Annotated in this window: 15 protein-coding genes; 13 read left to right on the forward strand and 2 right to left on the reverse strand. The window is 65.4% G+C overall.

What is annotated here, in order from left to right; translation table 11 throughout:
* Window positions 1-195: 195 nt before the first annotated feature.
* Window positions 196-1,203 carry a LacI family DNA-binding transcriptional regulator gene (locus ACFC2Y_RS10025; RefSeq protein WP_375174629.1) on the forward strand — a complete coding sequence of 336 codons (1,008 nt, stop codon included), beginning with the start codon at window positions 196-198 and terminating at the stop codon, window positions 1,201-1,203.
* A 194-nt stretch (window positions 1,204-1,397) separates the two neighbouring features.
* Here the strand turns inward: ACFC2Y_RS10025 and ACFC2Y_RS10030 are convergent, their stop codons facing one another.
* Window positions 1,398-2,399 (reverse strand): LacI family DNA-binding transcriptional regulator, encoded by a 1,002-nt coding sequence (locus tag ACFC2Y_RS10030; RefSeq protein ID WP_375174628.1) that lies wholly within the window; start codon window positions 2,397-2,399, stop codon window positions 1,398-1,400.
* Window positions 2,400-2,519: 120 nt separating this feature from the next.
* Here ACFC2Y_RS10030 and ACFC2Y_RS10035 point away from each other — a divergent pair, with 120 nt between their 5' ends.
* The 10 genes from ACFC2Y_RS10035 to ACFC2Y_RS10080 all read left to right on the forward strand — a co-directional run bounded on the left by ACFC2Y_RS10035 (window position 2,520) and on the right by ACFC2Y_RS10080 (window position 11,771).
* On the forward strand, window positions 2,520-3,578 hold the full coding sequence (locus tag ACFC2Y_RS10035) for a sugar phosphate isomerase/epimerase family protein (protein ID WP_375174627.1): 1,059 nt from the start codon (window positions 2,520-2,522) through the stop codon (window positions 3,576-3,578).
* On the forward strand, window positions 3,578-4,708 hold the full coding sequence (locus ACFC2Y_RS10040) for a Gfo/Idh/MocA family protein (RefSeq protein ID WP_375174626.1): 1,131 nt from the start codon (window positions 3,578-3,580) through the stop codon (window positions 4,706-4,708). The genes ACFC2Y_RS10035 and ACFC2Y_RS10040 overlap by 1 nt, the downstream gene beginning before the upstream one ends.
* Window positions 4,705-5,553 (forward strand): sugar phosphate isomerase/epimerase family protein, encoded by an 849-nt coding sequence (locus tag ACFC2Y_RS10045; RefSeq protein ID WP_375174625.1) that lies wholly within the window; start codon window positions 4,705-4,707, stop codon window positions 5,551-5,553. Before ACFC2Y_RS10040 ends, ACFC2Y_RS10045 begins: the two co-directional genes overlap by 4 nt.
* The gene (locus ACFC2Y_RS10050; RefSeq protein ID WP_375174624.1) at window positions 5,550-7,061 is read left to right on the forward strand and encodes a sugar ABC transporter ATP-binding protein; all 1,512 of its coding nucleotides are present in this window, start codon (window positions 5,550-5,552) and stop codon (window positions 7,059-7,061) included. Before ACFC2Y_RS10045 ends, ACFC2Y_RS10050 begins: the two co-directional genes overlap by 4 nt.
* Complete coding sequence (locus ACFC2Y_RS10055; protein ID WP_375174623.1) at window positions 7,058-8,047, forward strand: ABC transporter permease; 990 nt, start codon at window positions 7,058-7,060, stop codon at window positions 8,045-8,047. The genes ACFC2Y_RS10050 and ACFC2Y_RS10055 overlap by 4 nt, the downstream gene beginning before the upstream one ends.
* Window positions 8,044-9,027, forward strand: a complete 984-nt coding sequence (locus ACFC2Y_RS10060) for an ABC transporter permease (RefSeq protein WP_375174622.1) — start codon at window positions 8,044-8,046, stop codon at window positions 9,025-9,027. The genes ACFC2Y_RS10055 and ACFC2Y_RS10060 overlap by 4 nt, the downstream gene beginning before the upstream one ends.
* Window positions 9,028-9,063: 36 nt before the next feature.
* Window positions 9,064-10,182, forward strand: a complete 1,119-nt coding sequence (locus tag ACFC2Y_RS10065; protein WP_375174621.1) for a substrate-binding domain-containing protein — start codon at window positions 9,064-9,066, stop codon at window positions 10,180-10,182.
* A gap of 68 nt (window positions 10,183-10,250) precedes the next feature.
* Entirely contained in the window at window positions 10,251-10,814 is a 564-nt protein-coding gene (locus ACFC2Y_RS10070) for a cupin domain-containing protein (RefSeq protein ID WP_375174620.1), read from the forward strand.
* 331 nt (window positions 10,815-11,145) lie between these two features.
* Complete coding sequence (locus ACFC2Y_RS10075) at window positions 11,146-11,370, forward strand: hypothetical protein (RefSeq protein WP_375174619.1); 225 nt, start codon at window positions 11,146-11,148, stop codon at window positions 11,368-11,370.
* Window positions 11,371-11,372: 2 nt separating this feature from the next.
* Window positions 11,373-11,771, forward strand: a complete 399-nt coding sequence (locus ACFC2Y_RS10080; RefSeq protein WP_375174618.1) for a hypothetical protein — start codon at window positions 11,373-11,375, stop codon at window positions 11,769-11,771.
* A 60-nt stretch (window positions 11,772-11,831) separates the two neighbouring features.
* Here the strand turns inward: ACFC2Y_RS10080 and ACFC2Y_RS10085 are convergent, their stop codons facing one another.
* On the reverse strand, window positions 11,832-15,305 hold the full coding sequence (locus tag ACFC2Y_RS10085; RefSeq protein ID WP_375174617.1) for an AAA family ATPase: 3,474 nt from the start codon (window positions 15,303-15,305) through the stop codon (window positions 11,832-11,834).
* A 361-nt stretch (window positions 15,306-15,666) separates the two neighbouring features.
* Here ACFC2Y_RS10085 and ACFC2Y_RS10090 point away from each other — a divergent pair, with 361 nt between their 5' ends.
* Both ACFC2Y_RS10090 and ACFC2Y_RS10095 read left to right on the forward strand, forming a co-directional pair.
* Complete coding sequence (locus ACFC2Y_RS10090; protein ID WP_375174616.1) at window positions 15,667-16,617, forward strand: homocysteine S-methyltransferase family protein; 951 nt, start codon at window positions 15,667-15,669, stop codon at window positions 16,615-16,617.
* 244 nt (window positions 16,618-16,861) lie between these two features.
* Window positions 16,862-17,461 (forward strand): GNAT family N-acetyltransferase, encoded by a 600-nt coding sequence (locus ACFC2Y_RS10095; RefSeq protein WP_375174615.1) that lies wholly within the window; start codon window positions 16,862-16,864, stop codon window positions 17,459-17,461.
* Window positions 17,462-17,535 lie beyond the last annotated feature (74 nt).

Raw genomic sequence — 17,535 nt, forward strand, 5'->3', positions numbered from 1 at the left:
TCCAATGAGGGACAGCATCATACGACCTCACCTCGGCCACAATCATCAAAAGCAATCATTTTCCGTCATTTCGCCTGATTTGAGGGAGAAATGGTCCGAAAAAGGCGATATGACGCGACCAAGCGCCGATTAATGATTGCATCACGTCAGAAAAATGATGTGAAATGATGTTCAGCGGAATCAGAAAGGCTCAGTATGCGCACGACCGTTTCACAGATCGCCCGCGAGGCCGGGGTGTCCTCGGCCACGGTGGATCGGGTCCTGAACGACCGCGACGGCGTGCGGCCGCGCACGCGCGATATCGTCATGCAGGTGGCCCGGAAGCTGGGCTATTTCGGCCCCGTCGATGCAGCGCCTGCAACACAGAGCGTGCGGCTGGATTTCGTCCTGCCTGCGGGCAGCAACTCCTTCATGCGGACGCTGAAGACGCATCTTATGCAGGAAAGCCACGCGCGCGACGACGTCACCGCGACCCTGCACGAGATCGAGGGCTTCGACCCCGAGCGGCTGTCGGCCAAGCTGTTTGAACTGCGCCAGCGCACGGATGCCGTCGGGCTGGTGGCGCTGGACCATCCGCAGGTGCGCGAGGCGATCAATGCGTTGGCGGCCTCGGGGGTGCGGATCGGCACGCTGGTTTCGGACATCCCGACCGTGGACAAGGTGGGCTATGTCGGCGTCGACAACCGCGCCGCCGGTCGGCTGGCCGGTCTGTTGCTGGGCCGCTTCCTGCCGCCCGGCCAGCACCGCGTGGCGGTCTTTGTCGGCTCCCTCGCCTATCGCGGCCATGAGGAGCGGGAGATGGGCGTGCGGTCGATCCTGTCGGAGGAGTTCCCGGAAATCCGCATTGTCGGCACGGCGGAGGTCAGCGACGACCGCGACCGCGCCTATGCGGAGACGATGCAACTGCTGGAGCGCGGGGATATCAGCGGCATCTACAACATCGGCTCCGGCAACCAGGGGATCGCCCGGGCCCTGCGCGAGGCGCGCAAGGAACGTGACATGGTTTTTATCGGCCACGACCTGACCGATGCGACACGGTTGATGCTGCTGGACCGGACGATGGATGCGGTGATCGACCAGAACCCACGGGTCGAAGCGCGGGAGATCATCCGGCTTCTTGCGTCATCTGTCCGCGGCACGGTGGAACCGGAATACCTGCCCCGGCTTCAGGTTGTCTTCAAGGAAAACATCCCCTCGAACTGAAGGCTGGCGGCCGGGCCGGTCACATGGGCCATCCGACCGGCAAGGCGGCACCAGGATCCAGGCGGATGTCGCGTGCCCCCTCAGGATCAAGGCCTGCCTATGATCAGCGAGGTTCCAGATCACCGGGCCTGGCTGTTTGACGCGGAGCGGGACATACGTCAGATGCACAGCGTCACTATGGACCGCTCAATGCGTCATGCAACGGCAGGGCCAGTAGACGACCGGTGGACCAGCGTGGCGTCGACGGAGGGGTGCGGTTCGGGTGTCGGCCCGGGGTCTTCGCCTCGCGCCTTTAGCATCATCCCGATCAACTGATTTGCCGCCGCGCGGCCCATCTCGTTGCGCGGCTGACGGATCGTGGTGAGCGACGGCAGGAAACGATCCGCGAAATCGATGTCGTCGAAGCCCATGACCGAGACATCGTCAGGCACCTTCAGGCCCATGTGGGCGCATTCCGATATGAACCCGAGCGCGCATTCGTCCGAGGCACAGAAAACCGCTGTCGGACGCGGCTGCATTGCCGACCAGTCCCGGGCCGCCTCCGCGCCCGCCTCCAGCGTGAAGGCCCCGTGGAAAACGGAATGATCTAGCCCGCGTTCCTCGGCTCCGGCGAGGAAGCCTTCCAGCCGCGTGACGGCCAGAATGTTCTCCTGCGGGCCGCTGACATGCAGAAGGCGGCGATGCCCCAACCCGGCGAGGTGGTCTACCGCAAGGTCCGCAGCCGCACGATTGTCGATCCCCAACCGGGGCGCATCGTAGGCGTCGTTCCATTCGCTGAGCTGGATCAAGGGCAGGTGCCAGCCATTGACGACCTCCGGATCGAGACCGCCATCGAGCAGGACGATCCCGTCGGCCCGGCCGTCCCACCCCAGTGACAAAAGCCGGTCGCGCCCGATACGGCTGTCCGAGATCTGCACCGTCAGTCCGGCGGCGCTGGCTTCTTCCTGGATGGCTGCGAAGATCTGGCTGAAAAAGGTGTTGGACAGGTTCGGCGCAAGAATGAGGATCGACCGGGCGCGGCGCTGTCGCAGGTCGCGCGCGGCCCCGTTGATGCGGTAGCCGGTGGCCTTCACGGCCTTCATGACCTTTTCCTGCGTCTCGTGCCCGACGGCCTCCGGCGACGACAGCGTCCGGCTCACGGTGGCGGTGGACACCCCGGCAAGCATCGCGACGTCCTTGATCCTTGCCCTTGGCATAATGTGGCCTCCGAAATCCTGTCGTTTGGTAATCGATTACAAAATTCATTGCAATCGCGTGGTGAATCAGATGTAATCGATTTCAATGGTGCCGGGGAGGTCGGCGCCACGGGAGGTGTCATGAAGACGATCAAGGGTCCGGCCCTGTTTCTGGCGCAGTTCGCGTCGGACGAGGCGCCGTTCAACGAATGGGGTGCGATCACGCGTTGGGCGGCGGATTGCGGCTACGACGGGGTGCAGGTGCCAAGCTGGGACAAGCGCCTGTTTGACATCGAAACCGCCGCAACATCCCGCGACTATTGCGACACGTTCAAAGGCACCGCCGCCGAGAATGGCATCGCCGTGACGGAGCTTTCGGCGCACCTTCAGGGTCAGCTTGTTGCGGTCCACCCGGCCTACGACATTGCCTTCGACGGCTTTGCCGACACCTCCGTTCAGGGCGATCCCAAGGCACGGCAGGCCTGGGCCGTGCAGCAGGTGAAGCTTGCGCTGGACGCGTCCCGCAACCTTGGCCTGTCCGCGCTTGGTGTCTTCTCCGGCGCCCTGGCCTGGCCATATGTCTATCCCTGGCCGCAACGGCCCGAAGGCCTGATCGAGGCGGCGTTCGATGAGCTGGCCGCGCGCTGGCGTCCCATCCTCGATCACGCCGAAGAGAACGGCATCGACATCTGCTACGAGATCCACCCGGGCGAAGACCTGCACGACGGGATCAGTTTCGAGATGTTCCTCGACAGGGTCAAACAGCATCCGCGTGCCCGCATGCTATATGACCCGTCGCATTATGTGCTGCAGTGTCTCGACTACATCGCCCACCTCGACGACTACAGCGAGCGGATCGGCATGTTCCACGTCAAGGACGCCGAATTCAATCCGACCGGCAAGCAGGGTGTCTATGGCGGCTACCAGTCCTGGCAGAACCGCGCCGGGCGGTTCCGCAGCCCGGGCGACGGCCAGGTCGATTTCGGCGCGATCTTTTCCAAGCTCACGACCATGGGCTTCGACGGCTGGGCGGTGGTTGAGTGGGAATGTGCGCTCAAGCATCCTGAGGACGGCGCCCGCGAGGGTGCCAAGTTCGTGCGCGACCACATCATCCGCGTGACCGAACGCGCCTTTGACGACTTTGCGGATGGCGGGGCGGACGACGCGGCCAACCGCAGAATGCTGGGACTGGAGGAGTAATGGCCGAAGGTCCGATCAGACTGGGCATGGTCGGCGGCGGCGCCGATGCCTTTATCGGGGGCGTGCATCGGATCGCGGCGCGGCTTGACGGGCACTACACGCTTGTCGCCGGCGCGTTGAGTTCCACGCCGGAGAAGGCCCGCGCCAGTGCCGAGGCCCTGGTGCTGCCACGCGGATACGACAGTTTCACGGATATGGCCGAGGCCGAAGCCGCACGCGATGACGGGATCGAAGCGGTCGCCATCGTGACCCCGAACCACGTTCACGCGGACGCGGCAATCGCGTTTCTGGAGCGCGGCATTCACGTGATCTGCGACAAGCCTCTGACCGCCACGATGGAAGATGCGCATCGGCTTGCCGATGCCGCGCGCGCCTCCAAGGCGCTGTTCATGCTGACACATAATTACACCGGCTATCCGATGATCCGGCAGGCCCGCCAGATGATCGCGGACGGCGATCTGGGGACAGTGCGTCTGGTGAATGTGGAGTATGCGCAGGACTGGATGACCGGTGCCGCCGAGGGCAAGCAGGCCGAATGGCGCATCGACCCGGCCCGTTCCGGCGCGGGGGGCGCGATCGGCGATATCGGCACCCATGCCTATAACCTTGCGTGTTTCGTTTCGGGCCTGAAGCTCGACAAGCTGGCCGCTGATCTGGATGTCTTCGGCGCGGGCCGCACACTCGACGAAAACGCCCATGTCCTGCTGCGCTGGCAGGGTGGCGCGAAGGGGATGCTCTGGTGCAGCCAGGTCGCGCCCGGCAACGAGAACGCCCTGCGCCTGCGTGTCTACGGCGACAAGGGCGGGCTGGACTGGTCGCAGGAGGACCCGAACCGGTTGTGGTTCACGCCCTTCGGCGCACCAAAGCAGATGCTGACTCGCAACGGCGCAGGCGCGACCGAGGCGAACACGGCGGCGAGCCGCATTCCGGGCGGGCACCCCGAGGGCTATCTGGAGGCTTTCGCGAACCTCTATTCCGAGGCCGCACGTGCGATCCGGGCACATCGGCATGGCGAGGCGATACCGGGCGATCTGCTGGTCCCGACACTAGAGGACGGCATGGACGGCATGCGGTTCATCGACGCCTGCGTCCGGTCATCCGCCCAAGACAGTGACTGGGTGTCGCCATGAAACTCGGCATCAACCTGCTGTGCCTCGGCGGCCATATCGACGAGAGCCACCTGCCCCAGATCGAACGCCTTGCCGAGATCGGTTTCGATCATGTCGAGGTGCCGGTGATGCGCGGCAGGCCCGATCATTACGCATGGCTCGGCGACCGTCTTGGCGATCTCGGACTGGGACGCGCGCAGACATCCATCATTCCGGAGCCCTCGGCCAACCCGCTATCCGGCGATCCCGCGATCCGGCAACGGGGGCTGGACCACCTCGACTGGATTCAGGACTGCGCCGAGGCCCTGGGCTCTGAGACCGTGGGCGGGCCGTTCCATGCCCCGATCGGGCATTTCACCGGCCAGGGTCCGACGGAAGAAGAGATCGCCAACGGGGTGGACGCGCATCGGGCCATGGCCGAACGGGCGGCGCGCGGCGGCTACATCCTGGCCCTCGAGCACCTCAACCGGTTCGAGACCTACTTCCTGAACACCATGGAACAGGCCCGCGCCTATGCGGACCGTGTCGATCACCCGGCCTTTGGCATCATGTACGACACCTTCCACGCCAACATCGAGGAACTGAACCAGGGCGATGCGATCCGGCATCTGGGCGACAAGATGCACGTCCTGCATGTCTCCGAGAACGATCGCGGCATCCCCGGACGCGGACAGGTGGATTTCACGGCTGTTTTCCGGGCCGCGAAGGCGACCGGGTTTGACGGCCACGTCGTGGTGGAGGCCTTCGGCGCCGGTGTTCCGGAACTCGCCGCCGCCACCCGGGTCTGGCGGCCGTTGTTTCCCGATTTCGAAACCCTCTTCACCGAGGCGCACGATTTCATCCGCGCGACGTGGGAGGCCGCATGACCACGCCCGTGATCTCCATGGAGGGGATAACCAAGACCTTCCCCGGCGTGCGGGCCCTGTCCGGTGTCAGCTTCGACGTGCGGGCCGGCGAAGTGCAGGCCCTGGTCGGCGAGAACGGTGCCGGGAAATCGACCCTGATCAAGATCCTGTCGGGCGTCTACCAGGCTGATACGGGGGAGGTCCGGTTGAACGGCGAGGCCGTGCATTTTGCCCACCCGGTCGAATCGCTTCGCGCGGGCATCTCCGTCATCTACCAGGAGTTCTCGCTGCTGCCCGAACGCACCGTGGCGCAGAACCTCTTTCTCGGGCGCGAACCCCGGACCCGGTTCGGCCTGATCGACGGCGCGCGCATGCGTGCCGAAACCCGGGAGGTGCTGGCCTTGTTCGCGGCTGCCGGGCGCATAGACCCCGACCGAATAGTAGGTGATCTTGACGTGGCCACCCAGCAGGTCGTGGAGATCGCAAAGGCGGTCTCGACCAATGCGCGCGTCGTCGTGATGGACGAGCCGACCGCGGCGCTGAACGAGGCCGAATGCGAAGAGCTCTTCGCGACCGTGGACACGTTGCGCGACCGGGGCGTCGCTGTCATCTATATCACGCACCGCATGCGGGAAATCGCGCGCCTTGCCGACCGTGTCACCGTGCTCAAGGACGGCGAGATCGCGGCCCGTTTCGACGAGGTGCCTGCCCCCGACGCGATTGTCCGCGCGATGGTCGGGCGCGACATCGCGGATTTCTATGCCCCCCCCGCCACCGCGGAAGAGATCGGCGAGCCGGTCCTGACCGTGCGCGGCGCGGGCAACGAGATCCTGCGGGATATCAATCTCGATGTGCGGGCCGGAGAGATCGTCGGCCTGGCCGGCATCCAGGGGGCCGGACGCGTGGCGCTGGCCATGGCATTGTTCGGCCAGACACCTTTCGAGCGGGGGGACGTGACGCTGGCAGGCGCCACGGTTTCGTTCCAGTCGCCGCGCGAGGCGATCATGGGCGGGATCGGGCTGCTACCTGGCGACCGCAAGAGCGAGGGGCTGGTGCTGATGCAGTCGGTGCGCGACAACGGGATGCTGACCTCCCGCGCCTTCGCGACCCTGTGGTCCAGCGACCGCCGCAATTCCCTCACCGATACCGGGCGGATGAATGGATTGCTCGATCAGATGGAGATCCGCGCCGCCTCCTACGAGCAGGAGATCCGCGCCCTGTCCGGTGGCAACCAGCAGAAGGCCATCGTGGCCCGCTGGCTGTCGATGCGGCCGAAACTGCTGATCTTTATCGAGCCGACACGCGGCATCGACGTGAATTCCAAGGCCGGCATCTATCATCTGATGCGGGATCTGGCCCGCGAGGGCGCCGCGATCCTCATGATCTCCTCCGACCTGCCGGAGGTCATTGGCGCGGCCGACCGCGTGCTTGTCATGCAAACGGGACGGATCGTCGCCGAATTTCCGCATGGCGCATCCGAGCAGGACATCATGCATGCGGCGACGGCAGAAAACGAGGTGGCCGCATGAGCGCGTCAAGCGACAGCCCGCCGCCCGTCCGCAAGAGCTTCCGGTTCGACCGTTGGGCCCCCGTCCTTCTGCTGGGGGGCGCCTTCGCGATCTACCTCGGTGTCGCCATCGCGACGGGGCAGACACAGTACCTGACCTTCGACAACCTGATCGCGATCCTCGGGCGCTCCATCGCGCTTGGCATCACGGCGATCGGTCAGACCTTCGTCATCCTCGTCGCCTCCATCGACCTGAGCGTCGCCAGCCTGATTTCCGCAACCGCCGTGCTGGCTTCGGTGGTTATGGATGGCTCCCCGGCGATGATCCTGCCTGCCCTCGTTGCGGCGATCGCCCTGGGGGGCTTCGTCGGACTTGCGAACGGGCTGATCATCAGCGGGCTGAAAGTGAACCCGCTGATCGCGACACTGGGGATGAGCCTTATCATCCAGGGCTGCCTGTCCGCCTTCGTGTCGAACTTCGCAGGCGAAGTGCCCGCAGCCTTTCAGGTATTCGCATATGGCGAGGTCGGGCCCTTCCCCCTCGCGCTGCTCTTCCTGGCTGGCCTCTCGGTCCTCGCCTGGATCGTCCTGCGCTTTACCAAATTCGGCTCGGACATCTACGCCGTGGGGGGCAACGAGGAGGCCGCGCGCTTTGCAGGGATCAAGACCGGGCGCATCGTGGTCTTGTCGCATATCATCTGTTCGGTCTGCGCGGCCATTGCGGGCCTCTACCTCGCCTCCCGCTTGCGCTCGGGCGCGCCATGGATCGGGTCCGACGGGGTCTATGACCTGGAAAGCATCGCGGTTGTCGTGATCGGCGGGACGGTTCTGGCCGGCGGGCGCGGCGGCATCTGGGGGACGATGGCAGGGATGCTGATCTTCTCGCTCATCGACTCGGTGTTCAACATCGCCGGGGTCGACAGCTACGCCAAGCAGGTACTGCGCGGCGTGATCATCGTGGCCGCCGTCGCCTTCTATGCCATCAAATCGAAACGGATCGTGGCATGACCGACCAAGCAACCCCATTCTCCACGGTGCGCAGCCGCCTGAAGCAGATCAACCCGGTCTGGGTTCTGCTGGTCCTGCTGGTTCTCGCAATCATCTTCATGAACCCGCGCTTCGTCGAACCGACGGGGTACATGAATTTCCTCAAGCGCGCGGCGCCGTTGGCCATCCTCGCCGCCGGGCAGGTCTATGTCATCGTCTCCGGCGGCTTTGACCTTTCGGTTGGCTCTATCATCACTCTGGTCGTGGTCGGGTCTTCGATGCTGACCAACAACGACCCCGCGGCGACATACTGGGTGATCCCCCTGATGCTGACCCTGGGCCTTGGCGTGGGGGCGATCAACGGATTGATCGTCTGCTTCCTGCGGGTTCCGTCGCTCATCGCCACGCTTGGCATGATGATCACCCTGAACGGCCTCGCCTTTCTGTGGTCGGGCGGCGCGCCGCGCGGCTATCTGCCCGACACCTTCCGGTTCTTCGGGCGCGAACTTATTCGCGACGTGCCGCTGGTGCGGTTCATTCCGGTCTCGGTCATCGTGCTGATCGTGGTGGTAGGCGCCCTTGCCTGGGCCATGCACCGCACCAACCTGGGCCGCCATGTCCACGCCATCGGGGACAATCCGGCGGCGGCACGGCTGGCCGGTGTCGCGGTGAACCGGGTCCGGATCGTCGCCTTCATGCTGTCGGGCCTGTCCGGCGCAATTGCGGGCATCCTGCTGGGCGGATTTGCCGGCGTGTCCACCGACGTCGGTTCGGGGTACGAGCTTCAGGCGATCACCGCCGCCGTGCTTGGCGGCGCGCAGCTTCTGGGCGGCAAGGGGTCGGTCCCGGCCGCGCTTGGCGGCGCCCTCGCCTTGACCGCCATATTCACACTTTTGAACTTCCTTGGCCTGCCGCAACCCGTCCGGCAGGTGGTGCAGGGTCTCATACTGATCGCGGCTGTCGCGCTCGCCATGCACAGAAGGAAACAGACGGGAACGTGATGGGCGCCATTCTGCCCCATCAATAGGGAGAGAGAAATGAGACATATCATTATCGCGACCAGCGCGCTGGCCCTCAGCGCCCTGCCGCTTCACGCCCAGAACTTCAACGACCCGGCGGAATTCGCGAAACAGCAGGAACAGCTTCAGGCTGAAGCCATGGGCCCCGAAGGCCAGCCCTGGCTGCAGCATATCGGCGACGGGATGGTCGAGACGGCCGATCTCGGGGTCGAGGGGCCGGCCACCGTCTGCTTCTCGAACGCCGGTGTGAACAACCCCTGGCGCGTCGTGGGTTACACCAACATGACCGAAGAGGTCGCCAACCACGACTCGATCGGCGAATTCATCCATGTCGATGCCGAAGGGTCCGACGACAAGCAGATCGCGGACATCGACGATCTGCTGGCCGGGGGCGATTGCGACGTGATGATCGTGTCGCCCAACACCACTGCCGCCCTGACACCTGCTGTCGAGCGGGCCTGCGAAGCGATGCCGGTCATCGTGTTCGACCGTGGCGTCAACACCGACTGCCCCGTGACCTTCGTCCACCCCGTCGGCGGCTACGGCTTCGGCATTCAGGGTGCGGAGTTCATCGTCGACAACGTCGATGAAGGCGCCAACGTGCTCATGCTGCGCATCCTTCCGGGGGTCGATGTGCTGGAAACCCGCTATTCGGCCGGGCGCCGCATCCTGGACGACGCAGGCATGAACGTCGTCGGGGCCGAGTTTACCGACGGCGACAACGCCAAGACCAAGTCGATCGTCGAGGACTACCTGCAGCGTGGCCAGATCGACGCCGTGTGGATGGATGCGGGCGCCACGGCGGTTGCGGCCATCGAGGCATTCGAAGACTCCGGCTACGACATCCCGGTATTCGTGGGCGAGGACCAGCAGGACTTCCTGCGGAAATGGCAGGATGAGGGCATGACGGCCATCGCGCCGACCTACCCGACCTACCAGTGGCGGACCGCGGTCATCGCGGCCGCGCGCGTGATCGCAGGCGAAGCGGTGCCCGGACCGGAGTGGGTGCTGCCGCAGCCCGCCATCACCCAGGAGAACCTCGACGACTTCGTGAACCCCGCGATGCCGCCGCTGCACTACGCAATGTGCGGCTGCGAGGAGATGGAGAACTATCCCGGCGCCTGGGGCGGGAACTGATCCGAAAGGGGGCGGCGCAGGCCGCCCCTTTTTTTTCACCGCGTGTGTCGCAGCGAAGGAGGATCGCCATGTCCGGACACATAGAAGAACTGACATCACGGCCGAACGGACGCGTGCCCAACAGCCGCTTCCCCTTGCTCATCCACCGCAACGGCGTTCCGGGGGGCGGCACCGAAGCCCTCATTGATCGCTTCCGGCAGAGCGGATGGCTCAACAACTGGCAGTATCCCGGGATCTATCTCTATCACCACTTCCATTCGACCAGCCATGAATGCCTGGGGGTCGCGACGGGCTGGATGGAGTTGGAACTGTTCGGAAAAGGCGGCCAGCGGGTCCGGGTAGAGGCCGGCGACGTGGTGGTGATGCCCGCAGGTGTCTCCCACGCCATGGTCGGCAATTCCGATGACGTCATGGTAGTCGGCGGGTACCCCGAGGGCCGCGATTGGGACAATATCCAGGAGGAATTCCTGAGTGCCGAAGACTTTCGCGCCGCTGCCAAGCTGATCATGTCCCTGCCGATACCGGCGACCGACCCGGTCACTGGCGGGCCTCTGACGCAATGGCGGGACACGCCCTCGTCCGTGGATGCGGGATGGAACGACTACCGAGACGCGCTCGACGCATCGTCGTGAACCGGTAAGTCTTCTGCTCTGCCAAGAGCATCGGTTGCAGGTGGGGCTTGCCCGTAGCACGCCCGCGTATTGTTTCGCCCTTCGCACCCTCGCCTCACAGCCGGAACAGGACTTTCGGCCCACGTGTTGCACAGCGTGACAGTCATTTCGAACAGGTGGCGAAGGAAATCGCTGTCGCGGAAACCTCAGTGCGGGTTCCAGACAGTTGCTGGCCGCCATGACAGCACGGCCGAAAATTTTCACGAGTATTTCACGCGGTGACCCGTCCGGAATTCACCGCGACTTGGGAAACGACCTTGTCATCTTTTTCCAATGTCTTGGCGAGCTCTCCATGATCCAGCATATCGAACAACCGGGAAAACTCTCGGCTCTCCTTTCGCCGACGCGCCGCATCCGCTCATTCCGCGCAGAAAGAAAGCGAGGTTTTCAACTCGCAGAATACGGCCATCGCGACTGGCGGGCGCGACGCCGTCAGATGTCGCGAAGTGTCGATCTCCGCCAGGAACGTTCAGGCGTGGGCAGCCTGCAGATTCTTATTTGCGGTGCGGAGGTGTAGCGATGGGCTATCCAGCTGTTGAGCGCGCGGTCTGCGGCCCCGATGGCTGGCCCCTGTCCGGGGCCACGCATGGCAGCGTCGCGCATCTCGACCGCGCGATCGGATTGTTGCATTCGGCGCCCGAAGACGCCGTGAAAGGCTGCGGAGTGGCGCTGCGACTGGCGCCGTGCTTCGTGATGGCGCATATCGTGATGGCACATGCCCTGAAGGACAGCGACCCGGCGATGGGACGCGCGGCCAACCGCCTGCTTGCATGGCTCCCCGCGACCGACAGGGAAAAGTCGCATCTGGCTATACTGGGGGAACGCCTCCCCGGTCCGGCGTTGCACCATCACCTCCGGCGCTGGCCGGGCGACAGTCTTGCGAGCAGTCTGCTGAGGGAAGAGGCCGCGGTAATATAGACACGCCTTGGTCCGACGTCCGGCGATGCTGCCGCGTCACCATCACGCGTCTTGCGGCGGTCAGGGTCTGGCGTAGTCCTGTTGCGGGTTGAGCAGGATCAATGCGCAATCCTCGAGACCTGCGGCCCTGACGACCTGCGCGTGGCTATGGCGATCCTGCTCAGATGAGGGCCACAGGACAAGCTCTGCCGTGCGGATGTAGAGTGACACGATCCCGATCGGCTCTTCTGCCGCGAAGGCCTTCATCGCGTCGATCTCCTCCTGAGCCAGGGCGTGGTCGCGGTCCATCACGGCACGTTCCAGGACGCTGGCGTGATACGAGAAGACGGAATGGGCAAGAGAACCGCGCGCCAGGCATTCCCTGCCTTTCGCGATCCAGGTATCCCGTGTCTCTCGGTCCTCTGCCAGCAAGGCCGCAAGGCCCAGTATTTTACCGCCGATATAGGCGTCGGAGCAGGCGTCTTCGAGATACGGCGCGATGTAGTTGCGCGCCACCTCCAGGTCTCCCCTGCGCATGTGCAGATAGGCGTAAAGCGTCTGCACATCCTTCATGAACCGGGTTTCCCCCTTCGCAGTGGCGAGCTTCGAGATCGCGGTGAGGTCTTCCTCCAGCCCCTGCAGGTCGCCGTTAGCGGTGCGCATTTCCGCGCGTATTTCGCGGGCGATCAATTCCGTCCGGGCGGCGCCACATTGCACCGCGCTGTCGACCGCGACATCGGCCAGAAGAAACGCCTTCGGTCCGGGGTCGGCGAAGAACAGCGAAAAGGCCCGCATGAACATGTACTCTTCCCGGACGAGTCCCAGACCTGCCTTTTCGGCAGCTTCGATGGCTTTGGTGAAGTGTCCATAGGCGGTTGCGAACCGCCCGGCCGCGTAGGCCGCGTCGCCGAGGCCACCATGACCACGGGCAATGCCGCGCGGATCACCCGAAGCCTCGGCCACGGCGAGGGCGGCAGTGTGATGTGCCATGCAGGCGGCATGATCGCCCTGCACGAAGGCACGGTTCCCACGTTGTTCGTAGATTTCCGCCCGGGCCGGACCGGATAGCCCGACGGAATCGGCAATTTCCTCGGCCGCGTCCAGCGCCCGGTCGGCCTCGTCCCCGCGGCCAAGCCGATGCAGAACCAGCGCCTGACGGGTCAGCATGCCGACACGCGTCTCCGCGCGCGTGGCGAGGGCATGAGCGGTGCGGTAGTCCTCCAGCGCTCCGGCCATGTCGCCGCGTGTCCGGCGGATGCTGGCGCGGCAGGAGTGCAATTCGGCATGATCCTCGGGATCGCCGTCACGGGCCAGGCCGGCCTCAATATAGGGGAAGGCGGCAGAGAAGCGACGCGCGGCAACCATGGCGTTCGCCGCCGCCACAGTCGCACGGCCGACATCGATGTCATCCGTTGCCCGCAATGCGTGATCTGCCCAGCTGAACGGCGATACTCCGCGGAAATGGGCCGCCGCGCGCGCGTGCCAATCCTGCCGCGTCTCCTCGGGAATGGCCTCGTAGATCGCCAGGTGGACAAGGTCGTGACCGAAGGCCAACCCGGTTTCCGTCTCGTGCAACAGGTCTCCGCTGGACCGCAGCCTTGCAGTGTCGGGAAAGATCGCGGCGGCGTCCGCACGGTCGAAACTGACACCGAGGATCGCGGCCTGCCGCAATCCGTTCCGCTCGACCTCGGGCAGACGTTCAACCTGTTCCTGCACCAGTTCGGCAACACTCGCTGGGAGAGAGCCGTCGCTCCATTTCGCTTCGAGCAGGCGGATCAGGAAAAGCGGATGCCCGGCGGCGCGTTCGATAGCCGCCTCGGGGGCGGCGATATCAGGGGCCACGGCACGGACCAGATCGCGCGCCATTGCGTCGGGCAGCGGCGGCAGGGTGACCCGCACCAGACCCGACCGCGCCCGCACGGCAAGCCGATTCTCAAGGCTGCGAGGTCCCGGCCGTTCAGTCAGCAGAAGAACGGTGCGACTGTCTTGAAGCTGCCCGACCAGATCGAGGATGAAATCGCCCGCGCCCATGGGCCGCCAGTGACAATCCTCGATCACGACAAGCAGACCCGAGGGCTGCGCCGCGCGGGCCAGCGCGGCGGCCAGGACGTCCACGATCCGGGCCTGCTGTGCCTCGGGCGACAGCGCGCTCATCCGCAGTTCCACGTCCTTGGCCGGCTCCGCATCGCGCAGCCACGACCAGACCGCCCGATCGATCGAGGACACTTCGACAGGCTCCGGTAGGTCCGGAAGCGCGGCCATGATCCTCTGGGCCAGGTGGCGCGCCCCGGGAGAGAACGCCTCGAACCCCGCAGTCACGATGGTCATTCCGGATTGGCCGACACTGTGAACGATTTCCGTGGTCAGGCGGCTCTTGCCAATCCCTGCCTCCCCGGCCAGGTGAATCGTCAGGCCCGTTCCTGCCGCCTGCGCCGTCGCGATCGCGGCTTTGATCTGGGCCAATTCCGTGTCCCGCCCGATGAGGGGCAGATCAGGACGCTTGCGCGTGGCACCCGGTTGCAAGGCGACGGCGCGTTGGCCCGCCTCGACCGCCAGACCGAGACGCGGCGCCAGGTCCGGGGGCACGAGTACCTCACCGGGTGCAGCCATCGCCGCAATCCGCCGCGCCTGAACGAGGGACCGGGATGCTGCCTGCGCGTCAATGCCCTGAGCGGTCAGGCCAAAAGACAGCGCCTCGCCCGCCCCCTCGGCCAGTTGCAGAGCCGTGTTCGACACGTCGCGCAAAGCCCGATCAGTGAAGAGGAACGCCACCTCGCCCGGCCCCGCCTCCAGCTCTGCCGCACCGTCGGCAACCGCCCTGTCCCGCAGCCAGGCAAGATCGGCCGTGCCTTCGGCCTCCATGCAGACGAGGAGGAAGGCCGTGCCCGGCGTTGCCGCCTCCCCCATGTCGGGCACTGTGTCCGTTTCTGGTTTACTGGCCGCAGCACCGCCCCCCCGGCGCAGCCGGTCATAGAGCGCGCGCGTCTCGGTCGCAGGTGCTGCGCCAAGGTCGCGCCGCAATGCGGCTTCCAGCGTTTCATACCTTGTCCGCACCGCCCCCCGCATGCCGCGCGCCGCGTCCAGCTGCATCAGTCGCCGATGCGCCGCTTCGTTCAGCGGGTCCAGCCCCAGCATCCGATGCGCCAGCGCCGCGGCTTCCGGTTTATCGCCCAAGCGATCCAGCTCCCGCGACAGCGCTTCAGTCGCGAGGGTTGTGAACCGCGCGCGATGCTCCGCGATGGCCTGCGCAAGGTCTGACGCATTAGCCTCGAGGCCTTCCAGAAACGGCCCGCGATAGAGGCGCGCCGCCTCTGCCGGATCATTGCGCGCCAGGGCCTCCTGAAACGCGTCCAGATCGGTAGAGACGTCCGCCCCAAGGCGCAACTCCTCGCCCTCCGCCTCAATCCAGCCATCGCCCCCGGCGCGCCGCATCTGTGCCAGCGCCTGGCGCAGGCTGACCCGGGCCTGTTCGGCGTCGCTATCCTCCCACAGCAGCGCGGCCAGCCGCTGACGCGGCATCGACCGGTGCCGTGCTACCGCCAGAAGCCCAGCCATAATCCGAGGTTTTCGTGCGCTCAGCTGAACCTTTTCACCGTCCCGCGTCATCGCGAAACCGCCCAGACATTCGACCCGGAGACTCATCTTTCACGCACCTTTCACGCATGGGCCCCCGGGTGAATTCACGAAGACCGGGCAGAAGCCGTCTCATCAGACAAATTCAGAAGAACCGACACATGACCCAATCCAATGCAATCCCGAGGTCCGGCCAAATGTCCGGACCATCAAAGCCGAATTTCGTTCTCGGCCTGATCACACGCGTTTTCGGGCTGCCGCGGATCGATCCCCTCGACGAGGTGACCGGTCTCCCGCCGCGACCTGCGAAGTTTCCTCAAAATCTGACTCTATGGTGACCCACATGGCGACCTACCGCAATAACCTTCCCCAGCTCGACAACACGATGCTGCTGACCGATTCCGGGCTTGAAACGACGCTGATCTTCCACGACGGCCTCGATCTGCCAGCCTTCGCCGCCTATCCGTTGATGGAAACGCCCGAGGGGCGCGAGACCCTGGCGCGTTACTATCGCCGCCACATCAGCATCGCCGCCGATCACGGCACCGGCTTCCTGCTGGAAGCGCCAACCTGGCGCGCCAGCCGTGCCTGGGGCGCACAGCTCGGGCACAGCCCCGAGGATCTGGCGCGGGTCAATCGCGCCGCGATCGGCTTTCTGTCCGACCTGCGCGGGGCGGCCGGGTCGGTCCGGCCGATGGTCATCTCGGGCAATATCGGTCCGCGCGGCGACGGCTACCAGCCGGATACCGCCATGACGGCCGCCGAAGCCGAGGACTGTCACGGCGAACAGATCGGCTGGTTCGCACAGACCGACGCGGACATGGTAACCGCTGTGACGCTCTCGACAGTGGCCGAAGGCGTTGGCGTGATCCGCGCCGCAAAGAAGGCCGGGATGCCGGTCGTCGTGGCCTATACAGTGGAAACCGATGGGCATCTGCCCGATGGCACCCCGCTTGGCCGTGCGTTCGAGGAGACGGATGCACGCACGGACTGCGCCGCAGCCTACTTCATGGTCAACTGCGCCCATCCCGACCACTTCCGCGAAGCGCTCGAATCCGGGAACGGTTGGCTGAAGCGGATCGGCGGCGTGCGCGCGAATGCCTCCCGCCTCAGCCATGCAGAGCTGGACGAGGCCGAGGAACTCGACGCTGGCAACCCGGCCGAGCTGGGTCGCGACTATGCCCGGCTGCGCCGCCTGCTGCCCAACCTCACGGTTCTGGGCGGCTGCTGTGGCACCGACCACCGCCACGTAGAGGCGATGGCTGATTGCTGCGTGGGGTCCCACGCCGCCTGACCCGACACCGGACTTGCTTCGCCCGGGCCGTACCCGGGCGGTGGCTCCAAACCTATTTCCAGAAAGGACCGTATTATGACCTTCCGACTGACCCTGACTGCCGTTCTTGCGGCGACCACCGCACTGGCCCTTCCCGCAGGCGTCGGCGCCCGCATGCCTTGAACCGCCTCTGACCCCATGGGGTGCCGACGCTGCCCGGCACCCTCAACCGCCACGAGGCGCAAAACAATCAAAGGACAAGACAATGACACACGCAACTCTGGCCACACTGTCGCCGCCCGCAAAGACGGCCTCCCGCACGCCCGCCGATCAGGCACTTACGATTATTCAAAGGGCATTCGAACAGGATCCTCCCGTCCGCTGGCTCTACCCGAGTAACGCGGATTACCAGCGGTACTTCCCCGATTTCGCCGCCGCCCTCGGCGCGCCCGCCTTTACGGAGGGAACCCTGGGCCTCAACGCCGCTGCCGCCGCGCTCTGGATTCAGCCTGGCTCCGAACCGGATGAGGCCGCCTTGGGGGCTCTCATCGAACGATCCATCCCGGCGCACCGCCAAGCCGACGTCTTCGCCGTTCTCGAAGAGATGGGCGCGCATCACCCGGTGGAACCGCACTGGTACCTGCCGGTCCTCGGCACGCAGCCCGAGATGCAGGGCCGGGGTCATGGGGGCGCACTTCTCCGTCCCGTGCTGGAGATCTGCGACCGCACCGGCGTGCCGGCCTATCTCGAGGCGACGACCGCGCGCAATCGCGCGCTCTATGCCCGGCACGGGTTCGAGGCGACGGCAGAGATCAGGGCCGCCGACTGTCCACCGCTGACCGCGATGGTCCGCAGACCCCGGTGATAGGACCAGAGCCATGACAGTCGAATTGTGTGAGGCCACTGGGGCGTTCGACTGTTTGAACGCAGCCACTGACC

Source organism: Pseudooceanicola sp. (genome assembly GCF_041987405.1).
Lineage (GTDB): Bacteria > Pseudomonadota > Alphaproteobacteria > Rhodobacterales > Rhodobacteraceae > Pseudooceanicola.

What these genes read in the sequence shown, in the direction of transcription:
- ACFC2Y_RS10085 (WP_375174617.1), bottom strand. Translation starts at nt 15,305, where the DNA reads ATGGCTGGGCTTCTGGCGGTAGCACGGCACCGGTCGATGCCGCGTCAG.
- ACFC2Y_RS10025 (WP_375174629.1), top strand. Translation starts at nt 196, where the DNA reads ATGCGCACGACCGTTTCACAGATCGCCCGCGAGGCCGGGGTGTCCTCG.
- ACFC2Y_RS10055 (WP_375174623.1), top strand. Translation starts at nt 7,058, where the DNA reads ATGAGCGCGTCAAGCGACAGCCCGCCGCCCGTCCGCAAGAGCTTCCGG.
- ACFC2Y_RS10090 (WP_375174616.1), top strand. Translation starts at nt 15,667, where the DNA reads ATGGCGACCTACCGCAATAACCTTCCCCAGCTCGACAACACGATGCTG.
- ACFC2Y_RS10040 (WP_375174626.1), top strand. Translation starts at nt 3,578, where the DNA reads ATGGCCGAAGGTCCGATCAGACTGGGCATGGTCGGCGGCGGCGCCGAT.
- ACFC2Y_RS10095 (WP_375174615.1), top strand. Translation starts at nt 16,862, where the DNA reads ATGACACACGCAACTCTGGCCACACTGTCGCCGCCCGCAAAGACGGCC.
- ACFC2Y_RS10045 (WP_375174625.1), top strand. Translation starts at nt 4,705, where the DNA reads ATGAAACTCGGCATCAACCTGCTGTGCCTCGGCGGCCATATCGACGAG.
- ACFC2Y_RS10050 (WP_375174624.1), top strand. Translation starts at nt 5,550, where the DNA reads ATGACCACGCCCGTGATCTCCATGGAGGGGATAACCAAGACCTTCCCC.
- ACFC2Y_RS10080 (WP_375174618.1), top strand. Translation starts at nt 11,373, where the DNA reads ATGGGCTATCCAGCTGTTGAGCGCGCGGTCTGCGGCCCCGATGGCTGG.
- ACFC2Y_RS10075 (WP_375174619.1), top strand. Translation starts at nt 11,146, where the DNA reads ATGATCCAGCATATCGAACAACCGGGAAAACTCTCGGCTCTCCTTTCG.
- ACFC2Y_RS10060 (WP_375174622.1), top strand. Translation starts at nt 8,044, where the DNA reads ATGACCGACCAAGCAACCCCATTCTCCACGGTGCGCAGCCGCCTGAAG.
- ACFC2Y_RS10035 (WP_375174627.1), top strand. Translation starts at nt 2,520, where the DNA reads ATGAAGACGATCAAGGGTCCGGCCCTGTTTCTGGCGCAGTTCGCGTCG.
- ACFC2Y_RS10030 (WP_375174628.1), bottom strand. Translation starts at nt 2,399, where the DNA reads ATGCCAAGGGCAAGGATCAAGGACGTCGCGATGCTTGCCGGGGTGTCC.
- ACFC2Y_RS10065 (WP_375174621.1), top strand. Translation starts at nt 9,064, where the DNA reads ATGAGACATATCATTATCGCGACCAGCGCGCTGGCCCTCAGCGCCCTG.
- ACFC2Y_RS10070 (WP_375174620.1), top strand. Translation starts at nt 10,251, where the DNA reads ATGTCCGGACACATAGAAGAACTGACATCACGGCCGAACGGACGCGTG.